The 9938-nt window shown below is 65.4% G+C and carries 9 protein-coding genes and 1 pseudogene; 8 read left to right on the top strand and 2 right to left on the bottom strand.

Translation table 11 applies throughout. The features are described from left to right. Positions 1-314 precede the first annotated feature (314 nt). From AC08OV_RS20170 to AC08OV_RS20135, 8 genes and pseudogenes are all read left to right on the top strand, one after another. Positions 315-1223, top strand: a complete 909-nt coding sequence (locus AC08OV_RS20170) for a helix-turn-helix domain-containing protein (protein WP_476616102.1) — start codon at positions 315-317, stop codon at positions 1221-1223. Further along, positions 1220-1444: a DUF397 domain-containing protein gene (locus tag AC08OV_RS20165; protein ID WP_476620108.1), complete on the top strand. Its 225-nt coding sequence runs from the start codon at positions 1220-1222 to the stop codon at positions 1442-1444. Before AC08OV_RS20170 ends, AC08OV_RS20165 begins: the two co-directional genes overlap by 4 nt. A gap of 280 nt (positions 1445-1724) precedes the next feature. Continuing rightward, positions 1725-1877 (top strand): hypothetical protein, encoded by a 153-nt coding sequence (locus AC08OV_RS20160; protein WP_476614922.1) that lies wholly within the window; start codon positions 1725-1727, stop codon positions 1875-1877. A 152-nt stretch (positions 1878-2029) separates the two neighbouring features. Further along, positions 2030-2122, top strand: a pseudogene (locus tag AC08OV_RS20155) (hypothetical protein); the annotation flags it as partial. Beyond that, complete coding sequence (locus tag AC08OV_RS20150; protein WP_476614925.1) at positions 2101-2409, top strand: hypothetical protein; 309 nt, start codon at positions 2101-2103, stop codon at positions 2407-2409. The pseudogene AC08OV_RS20155 and the gene AC08OV_RS20150, both read left to right, overlap by 22 nt. A 19-nt stretch (positions 2410-2428) precedes the next feature. Next, positions 2429-4180: a type I restriction-modification system subunit M gene (locus tag AC08OV_RS20145; RefSeq protein ID WP_476614924.1), complete on the top strand. Its 1752-nt coding sequence runs from the start codon at positions 2429-2431 to the stop codon at positions 4178-4180. Further along, positions 4170-5420, top strand: coding sequence for a restriction endonuclease subunit S (locus AC08OV_RS20140; RefSeq protein WP_476614921.1), 1251 nt, complete (start codon positions 4170-4172; stop codon positions 5418-5420). The genes AC08OV_RS20145 and AC08OV_RS20140 overlap by 11 nt, the downstream gene beginning before the upstream one ends. Next, positions 5420-8545: a type I restriction endonuclease subunit R gene (locus AC08OV_RS20135; RefSeq protein ID WP_476614920.1), complete on the top strand. Its 3126-nt coding sequence runs from the start codon at positions 5420-5422 to the stop codon at positions 8543-8545. The genes AC08OV_RS20140 and AC08OV_RS20135 overlap by 1 nt, the downstream gene beginning before the upstream one ends. Before the next feature lie 198 nt (positions 8546-8743). Here AC08OV_RS20135 and AC08OV_RS20130 read toward each other — a convergent pair whose 3' ends face one another. Both AC08OV_RS20130 and AC08OV_RS20125 read right to left on the bottom strand, forming a co-directional pair. Beyond that, positions 8744-9028 carry a hypothetical protein gene (locus AC08OV_RS20130; RefSeq protein WP_476620107.1) on the bottom strand — a complete coding sequence of 95 codons (285 nt, stop codon included), beginning with the start codon at positions 9026-9028 and terminating at the stop codon, positions 8744-8746. Then, on the bottom strand, positions 8982-9848 hold the full coding sequence (locus AC08OV_RS20125) for a hypothetical protein (RefSeq protein WP_476614918.1): 867 nt from the start codon (positions 9846-9848) through the stop codon (positions 8982-8984). Before AC08OV_RS20125 ends, AC08OV_RS20130 begins: the two co-directional genes overlap by 47 nt. Positions 9849-9938 lie beyond the last annotated feature (90 nt).

Here is a 9938-nt window from a genome sequence, read left to right as displayed (position 1 = left end):
GCGTTCGTACGCGCGTGCGGCGACCGTCGTGTGTGTCTCGCGCGCTGGTGAGCACGGTTCGCATCTGCACCACCCAGTTCCGGCCCGTGTGGACGACACGGACGCACCATCTGCCCTGAGCACCGTTGGCCCGCCCAGGCAGCCTCCCTGTGACCAGCCGTGGCTGCTATCCCCGTAGCCCGCGGCGCCTTAGCCAGATCGTGGCGGGGTAGTCACGGCATCAGCATGCCCGCAATGCACGTTCCGTGCAATGCGCGGCAGCTACCATGCGTGGAAATTTTCGTGCTGTGGACTCCCTCTGCAGGGTGGTGCATGTGAAGCTGGCAGACTCGGCCCAGGTTGACCTTGACGAGGAGGCGGTCGTGGCGGGCGAAGCGACCCCGACGATGCGACGCCGCCAAGTCGGCGCGGAACTGCGGCGACTCCGCGAAGGAGCCGACATCACGATCGACCAGGCCGCAGCACACCTGCAGTGCTCAGCCTCGAAGATCAGCCGTATGGAGACAGGTGCGGGGATCCAGCGCACCCGCGACGTCACCGCACTCCTCGACCTCTACGGCGTGACCGGCGAGCAGCTCCGCGACGAGCTGCTCGGGATGGTGCGTTCCGCTCGCCAGCAAGACTGGTGGCACAGCTACACCGACGCCGTGCCCCGCTGGTTCGAACGGTTCATGGCAGCCGAGAGCAGCGCCGTCAGCGTCGAGGAGTTCGAAAACCAGCTCGTCCCCGGGCTACTACAGACACCGCAGTATGCCCGCGCGGTGCTACGGGCGGCGAACACCAGCCTCGACGACGACGAAATCGACCGCCGGGTCACCGTCCGCATGGAACGACAGAAACGGCTCGCCGGCGACGACCCGCTCTCACTGTGGGTCGTGCTCGACCAATCCGTACTCCACCGCCACGTCGGCGGCTCCGACGTCATGCGCACCCAGCTCGCCCAGTTGGCCGACCGTGCCGCGCAGCCGAACATCACCGTGCAGCTCCTGCCCTACACCCTCGGGGCGTACGCCGCGTTCGGCTACCCCTTCACGATCCTCGCCTTCGCGACCCCACCAGGCGGGGAGGTCGTCCACATGGATCAGCTCCACAGCGGCCTGTACTTGGAACGAGACGCCGACCTGCGCCGGTATAAGCTCGCGATGAACCGCCTACGAGCAGCCGCGCTGGACCCAGAACGATCGAGCAGGCTGATCATCGAGGCCGCGGAGGAGATGGGATGAACAGCACCCCACCCGGCCCCACCAACCCCCCGGCAGAGCTGACCTGGCGCAAGAGCAGCTACAGCGGCGGCAACGGCGGGAACTGCGTCGAGGTCGCCGAACTCCCCGACGGCGGACGCGCCCTCCGGCACTCCAAGCACCCCGACAGCGGCATCCTGTCCTTCACCGCGGCCGAGTGGGAAGCGTTCCTCGCCGGCGCCCGCGACGGAGAATTCAACTAGCCTGCCTGGACCGCCTCAAGCTGACGGCAGCCGCCAACGCTCGAAGCGGACCGGGGCTGCGGCCCAGCACGTGCTGCTCATCGCTGTCACACAGACCGCGCCGCCCTGCAGCCGGGGGCTGACCGAATCAACGGGGCATAGCCTCATCGCGCCGCCCACACTCTCAGCCGGGTCATGTTCGCTGTGCCTCGGCGCCGGACGCTCTCCCACAGGAGGGATTAACGTCGCCGGTGTACTCGCGGTCGACGAACCGGGCCAGGTTGAACGCGGCGTTGGCGTCATGGTCGTTCATCAGCCGGCAGGCCTCGCCACCCGGCTGGGGACCCGCCGCCAGCAGGTGGAGAAGGACAAGGCGCTGCTGGCCGCCTTCTGGCCCGGCTCGAAACCGGCCACCTGCTGGGGCCTCGCCCCGGACCTGGCCGCCGCAGTGTAGGACGGTCTGTAGCCGGGTGCTGACCGTGTCGCAAGGGTCTTGGCGTGATTGTCAGACCTGTGCGGCAGACTATCGCCCGTGGGGATCACGATTCGCGAGTTGCCGGGGGATCTTCGTGCCGCGTTGCTGGACGAGCGGGACAAGGGTGACAAGTGCGAGCGGCTGATCAAGGCGTACCTGGGGCCGACCCGGGGTGGACCGAGAGGTTCTCCGAGGTCTGGCAGTGGACGGCCTGGCCTGGCCGTGGCGGGGTGAGCGGCGTCGGGATCGACCTGGTCGCCGCGAACCGTGGCCAGAGCGGCTCCACCGTCTGCTCGCCGACTACGAGGTGCTGGTCCTCGCCGTCGTCGACAGCGGTACGTCGCCGAGAACTTCCAGCAGGCCATCTCCCGAGTCCGGTGAGATCAGAATCGGCGAGTCCGCCAGACTGCTCGGCTGCTGGAACGGGCTGGCCAGGAACTTCGGCCCCGAACACGGCGCGCCGGTGGCCCATGGCCCGGGCGCGGGCGTCCGGCACCCCGTCTTCGCGTGAGATCCCATCAAGGAGCCCTGTGAGCACCCTCGGTAGTTTCATCTGGTCGATCGCCGATCAGCTTCGGGGTCCTTACCGCCCCAACCAGTACGGCAACGTGATCCTCCCGCTCACGATCCTGCGCCGGCTCGACTGCGTCCTCGAGCCTGACCGGGAGGCGGTCCGCGAGCTCGCGCGGAAGTTCGACCATCCGAACCGGCTGAAGATCGAGGTGAAGAAGGCGACCGGCAGGCCGTTCTACAACACCTCCAACTACGGATTCAGCAACCTCCTGGCCGACGCCGACGGGCTGGCGGACAACCTGACCGACTACATCGACCGGTTCTCGGCGGACGTGGACGTGTTCGAGTACTTCGACTTCAAGAAGGAGATCCTCGCGCTGGAGAAGGCGGAGCTCCTGCGCGAGATCATCACCTCGTTCAAGGCGATCGACCTGCACCCCAAGGCGGTGTCGAACGCCGACATGGGCGATGCGTTCGAGTACATCATCCGCAAGTTCAACGAGGCCGCGAACGAGACCTCCGGCGACCACTACACCCCACGCGACGCGATCCGGCTGCTGGTCGACCTGCTCTTCGCGGAGAAGGACGCCGACCTGACCGAGGCCGGCATCGTCCGCACCCTCTACGACCCGACCGCGGGCACCGGTGGCATGCTCTCCCTGGCCGAGGAGCATCTGCTCGCGCAGAACCCGGACGCGAAGCTGAGCCTGTACGGCCAGGAGTATAATCCGCAGTCTTACGCGATCTGCAAGTCCGACCTCCTCGCCAAGGGCCACGACGCCACCAACATCGCCTTCGGCAACACGCTCACCGACGACGCGTTCAAGGGCAGGAAGTTCGACTTCTGCATGTCCAATCCGCCGTACGGCGTCGACTGGAAGCAGTACGCCAAGAAGGTCACCAAGGAGCGCGACGAGGCCGGTCCGTACGGCCGGTTCGCCCCTGGCCTGCCGGCGACCTCGGACGGGCAGATGCTCTTCCTGCTCCACCTGGCCCACAAGATGCGGGCGCCCAAGGACGGTGGCGGCCGGGTCGGGATCGTCATGAATGGCTCGCCGCTCTTCAACGGTGGCGCCGAGTCCGGCCCCTCCGAGATCCGCCGGTGGCTGCTGGAGAACGACCTGGTCGAGGCGATCGTCGCGCTGCCGACCAACATGTTCTTCAACACCGGCATCGCCACGTACATCTGGATCCTCGACAACACCAAGCACCCCGACGCCAGGGGTCTGGTCCAGCTCATCGACGGCACCTCGTTCTGGACCAAGATGCGCAAGAACCTCGGCTCCAAGGGCCGCGAGATCTCCGACACCGACCGTGAGAAGGTCGTCAGCCTGTACGTGGACTTCCTTGACGCCGACCCCGACTACTCCAAGGTGCTGAGCAACGACGAGTTCGGCTACTGGACCATCACCGTCGAGCGACCCCTGCTTGGCGAGGACGGCAAGCCGGTCGTCGACCGCAAGGGCCAGCGCAAGCCCGACCCGAAGAAGCGCGACACCGAGAACGTCCCCTTCACCTACGGCGGCTCGACCGCCGGCCGGGCAGGCAAGATCGACGCCATCAACGCCTACTTCGACGCCGAGGTGCGACCGCACGTCCCCGACGCCTGGATCGACTGGGCCAAGGTCAAGACCGGTTACGAGATCCCCTTCACCCGCCACTTCTACAAATACGTCCCACCCCGCCCCCTCGCCGAGATCGACGCCGACCTGGACAAGCAGATCGCCAAGATCCTCGACCTCCTGCGGGAGGTCGAGGGTGATCGCTGAGAGGCTCGACCTCGTCGACTCCGGTGTGTCCTGGCTCGGGAAGGTCCCGCCGCACTGGACCACAAAGCCACTGTGGTCCATGTTCGAACGCATCAAGGATGTGGACCATCCGGAAGAGCAGATGCTATCCGTCTTTCGCGAGTACGGCGTCGTGGCGAAGGACTCACGCGAAAACATCAACAAGACCGCCGAGAACCGCAGCATCTACCAGCTCGTCCACCCGGGCTGGCTGGTCGCCAACCGGATGAAGGCATGGCAAGGTTCGGTCGGTATCTCCTCGCTCCGCGGGATCGTTTCCGGTCACTACATCTGCTTCGCGCCGCGCCATAGTGAGGACGCCCGCTACCTCAACTGGCTCCTTCGCTCGACCACCTACACCAACGGCTACGCACTGCTCTCGCGCGGAGTGCGCATCGGTCAGGCCGAGATCGACAACGACGAGTTCCGGCTGATGCCGATCCTGCTCCCGTCGCTAGGGGAGCAGCGCGCCATCGCCGACTACCTCGACCGCGAGACCGCCCGCATCGACACGCTCATCGAGGAACAGCAGCGCCTGATCGAGATGCTCCGCGAGCGGCGCCGGGCAGTCGCTTTGCACGCGATCGATCAGCAGATCCATGCGGGCGCGACGACAGACAAACTAGGTCGCTCTACTCGAATCGGCAACGGGTCAACTCCGAGGCGTGAGACTGCCAGCTATTGGCGTGACGGAGAGTTCCCGTGGCTGAACAGTTCCGCTGTCAACGAGTCTCGTGTCACGCACGCCGACCAATTCGTGACCGACATCGCACTCTATGAATGTCACTTGCCAGTCGTTGCTCCAGGCTCGGTCTTGGTGGGTCTGACTGGCCAAGGAAAGACACGCGGAATGGCAACGCTTCTTGAGATCGAGGCGACGGTGAACCAGCACGTCGCGTACATAGCGCCTGATCGAGGCACATGGTTGCCGGAGTACCTCCTGTGGTCGCTCAGGGCGTCGTATGACGACCTCCGACGCTTGAGTGAAGAGAACGGCAGTACGAAGGGTGGGCTCACTTGCCAGGCGCTAAAGCAATATCGGCTTGCTGTACCACCCCTCGATGAGCAGCATCGCGTCGCAGCGTATCTTGACGATCAAGCGGCGAAGGTCGACATTCTCATTGCGGAGACCGAGCGGTTCATCGAACTCTCGAAGGAGCGGCGGGCGGCGCTGATCACGGCGGCGGTGACGGGGCAGGTCGACGTGCGGGAGATGGTCTGATGGCCGATCACAACGAGGTCGTCTTCGAGTCCGAGATCTGCGCGTACCTGGAGGCTCACGGGTGGCTGTACTCGGCGAACGACACCGGGTATGACCGTGAGCGGGCGCTTTTCCCCGCGGATGTGTTCGCCTGGTTGGAGGAGACTCAGCCGGCGGCGTACGGGAAGGCGCTGAGGGCGGCCGGGTCGGCGGCGAAGTTCCTCGATGTGCTGACCACGGTGCTCGACAGGCCGCTGGAACATGGTGGCGGGACGTTGAACATCCTGCGCAACGGGGTCGTCTACATCGGTGGCGGCCGGTTGAAGCTGGCGCAGTTCCGGCCGGAGACCAGCCTGAACGCGACGACGGTGGCGCAGTATGCGGCGATGCGGGTGCGGGTGATGCGGCAGGTGCGGTTCTCGACCGCCGATCAGCGCAGCATCGACCTGGTGTTTTTCGTCAACGGGCTGCCGGTGGCGACGGTGGAGTTGAAGACGGACTTCACCCAGTCGCTGGACGAGGCGATCCGCCAGTACCGTGAGGACCGGCGTCCGGTCACGAATGGCCGGCTGGAGCCGTTGCTGTCGTTCGGGCATCGGGCGCTGGTGCACTTCGCGGTCTCCAACGACCTGGCGGCGATGACCACCAGGTTGGAGGGCGAGAAGACGCACTTCCTGCCGTTCAACATCGGCCACGACGGCGGGGCGGGGAACCCGCCAGGTGCCGAGGGGCGGTCGGCGACGGCATACCTGTGGGAGCGGGTCTGGGAGAAGGACGCCTGGCTCACCATCATCGGGCGGCTGATGATCGTGGAGACCAGGGAGGAGTGGGACGTCGCGACGGGGATGTCGCTGCGGCGCACCAGCATGCTCTTCCCGCGGTTCCACCAGTGGGAGGCCGTGACGAACATCGTCGAGGCCGTGCGGGAGGAAGGCGTCGGCCACAGGTACCTGATCGAGCACTCGGCCGGGTCGGGGAAGACGAACACGATCGCCTGGACCGCGCACCGGCTGGCGCGGCTGCACGTGGACGACGGGAAGGTCTTCGACACGGTCATCGTCGTCGTGGACCGGACTGTGCTTGACGGGCAGCTTCAGGAGGCGATCCGGCAGATCGACGGGTCCGGCAGGATCGTGGCCACGATCAGCCCGGAGGATGTCCGCAAGGCCGGCGCGACGTCGAAGTCCGGGCTGCTGGCCGCCGCGCTCAGGAACGGCGAGCTGATCATCGCGGTGACGGTGCAGACGTTCCCGTTCGCGATGGACGAGATCCAGGCGGACAAGGGGCTGAAGGGCAGGAAGTTCGCCGTCATCGCCGACGAGGCGCACTCGTCGCAGTCCGGCAGGATCTCCTCCCAGCTGAAGGCCGTGCTCACCGCCGAGGAGATCAAGGACCTCGCCGACGGCGGCGAGGTCGCCCTGGAGTCGATCCTGGCGGCACGGATGAGCGAGCGGGCCGACTCGCCGAACATCTCCTACTTCGCGTTCACCGCGACCCCGAAGGCCAAGACGCTGGAGATGTTCGGGCGGAAGGGGCTGGACGGGAAGCCGGTCGAGTTCCACCTGTACTCGATGCGGCAGGCGATCGAGGAGGGGTACATCCTCGACGTGCTGCGTGGCTACCAGTCGTACGACACCGCGCTGAAGATCGCCGGGAAGGCCACCGCTGACAGCGAGGTCGAGGAAAGCACCGCGCGTAAAGGGCTGATGCGGTGGGTGAAGCTGCACCCGACCAACATCAGCCAGAAGGTCCAGATCATCGTCGAGCACTTCCATACCAACGTCGCCCACCTGCTGGAGGGCAGGGCGAAGGCGATGGTCGTCACCGACTCGCGCAAGGCCGCGGTGAAGTACAAGAAGGCGATCGACGCCTACATCGCTCGCCGGGCCGCGGAGGATCCGTCGTACGACTACCGCACCCTGGTCGCCTTCTCCGGGTCGGTGACGATGGACGAGAACGAGGTGTGGACCTCGGAGTGGGGGCCGACGCCGCCGGAGGACGTCGAGTTCACCGAGACCAACCTCAACCCAGGCGCCGGCTCGGACCTCGCCGCGGCGTTCAAGGGCGAGACCTACAAGATTATGCTGGTGGCCAACAAGTTCCAGACGGGCTTCGACCAGCCGCTGCTCTCGGCGATATATGTCGACAAGAAGCTCTCCGGGGTCACCGCCGTGCAGACGCTCTCCCGGCTCAACCGCACCCACCGCACCGCGGGCGGGGAGATCAAGCGCAAGACGTTCGTCCTCGACTTCGTGAACAAGCCCGACGACATCCGGACCGCGTTCGAGCCGTACTTCACAGGCGCGACCCTGGAGACCGAGACCGACCCGTACGTCGTCGCCCACCTCGCGGCCAAGATCGCCCAGGCCGGAATCTACACCGCCGACCAGGTGCGGGACGTCGCTGAGTTGTGGGTGAAGCGGAAGGGCAACAACGCGCTCTCGGCCGCGATCGCTCCGGCGAAGCACGAGTTCGCGAGCCGCTACGCCGCCGCGATCGAGGCCGATGACAAGGTCACGCTCAACACCCTCGACCTGTTCCGCAAGGACGTCTCCACCTACGTCCGGCTCTACGACTTCATGAGCCAGATCGTCGACTACGGCGACCCGCACATGGAGATGCTCTCCATCTTCCTCCGCCTCCTGGAGAAGGTCATCGCCGACTCCTCCTGGGCCGCAGAGGTCGACCTCTCCGACGTCGTCCTGGTCGGTGTCAAGCACGAGAAGCGGATCGCCGTCGACATCTCGCTGACCGGCGACGGCGAGCTCAAGGGAATCAGCGCTGCCGGAACCGGCACCCGCAAGGAGCCCAAGTACGTCGCCCTCCAGGTCGTGATCGACAAGATGAACGACCTCTTCGGCGCCGAGTCCTTCACCGAGTCCCAGGTCCGCGAGTTCGTCAACGGCCTGGTCCAGCGACTCCTCGCCCACCCCGAGCTCGTCAGGCAGACCCAGGTTAACTCGAAGAAGCAGTTCATGGACTCCGACGACTTCAAGGTCGCCGTCACCGAGGCCGTCCTCAACAACCAGGAAGCACACAACACCATGGCCGACTACTTCTTCAGCGATGGCCCTGGGATCAACAGTGTCATCCTTGCTCTCGCGGACGCCTTCTACGAGGTCGCCACTTCACAGGAGACCGACTGACAGAATGTCCGGTCAGGGGCGCTGTCGTGCCTCGGGAAATCGGCCTGCTCCGAGCCGCCGACATCAACCGGGTCAGGCGTCCAAAGCATAGGCATGGCGTTCGCGAGATGACCGAAAGCCACCTGCCGAGACCCGATCACCGGATCCCGGCCCTCTGCCTCCAGAGACCGTGACCAACCCTTCCCCGAACCCGGTCGCTCACCGCACCACCATAGCGGCGTTCCAGAGCCCATAGACGCGTGTTGCGCTACGCCGGATCCGCCAGCGCCCGTCGTGACGGCCACCGAACCCTTGGCGCGCTGTGCCGATCATGCGCGCCTGGCCAGTTACAGGGCGGCGGGCGTGGTGACGGATTCCTGCGGCGATGTTCGTGAAGCCGATCAAGCGCAGGATCGCGATCACGCCCTCAGATGGGTTGATGCGATATTGGTAGCGATTACCCAATTTCCTCAGCCCAGATGACCGCCCATTGATATAGGCCATGCATAGATCTACATCCGAGTGTGAACCTGAACTGCCCTTGAACTTCCTCGAGTTCAGGGTCTCCCGCCGTACACGTCTTTAGATAAGAAGGTGGCTCGACTGGCCACGCGACCCGCCGCCAGACAGTCGGAGTCGCGGCGTCGGCAGGGTCCAACTCTGCACAGTAGAGGACCCGGGCCGGGTACCCTGGCGAGGTCGTCAGGGCGACGCGGATCCTGCCTTCACTGCTGCAGGATGTGCCGTCCGGCACGGAGCCCGGAGAGCCCTTCCAGCCGTAGCTGCTAGTCGGCGTGATGCCAAGGCGGTAGAAAGAATTTCCGGCAAAGATTTCCTGGCATTCGATCGCCAGATCGGCTGTACCGGCATCCAACGTTGCCAGCGTAGCGCCCGAGGTCGGGCATGGCTCACCCAATGGCTGCTCGAGAGCCGCGCGGTAGACGTCGAGCCTGAGTATCTTGGCCTGGTCGAGTTCCTCACGGCTCACCCGGTTTGCCTCCCAGATGCCAGCCTCTTGACTGGGTCTCGTGGTCCCTGCGAGGCGTTTGCATGTGTAGTGGATTGCGGCACCCATCCAGGTGTCACCCACCTCCACATCCCTCATATCGCATTGGCGCCCGCCGAAGAATGCGGGCTTCTCGGGGTCTGTCTGGAAGTTGTTGACGTACACCTCTCCGCCGCTCCCGGCGGCAACCCAATCGCAGGAAGCCCACATCTGTACGGCCTCACCCGGCTTGCCAAGAATAACTTTCTCGCCCTGCGTGCATTGCTGGCCAATAATCGGATTAAATGCCGCAGCCAGAAAATCCTCGTCGCGAGGCATGGCTGGCACGGTCGAGCTCGGAGCGACGGACGGGCTGCTCTGCGAAGCAGTTGGACTCGGGGTGGCCGTAACTGTAGCTGATTCCACCCT

It is taken from the genome of Frankia sp. CeTa3Moorea (assembly GCF_978021225.1).
The sequence above is the reverse complement of the archived record's forward strand: the minus strand, read 5'-3'. Positions and strand labels throughout refer to the sequence as shown.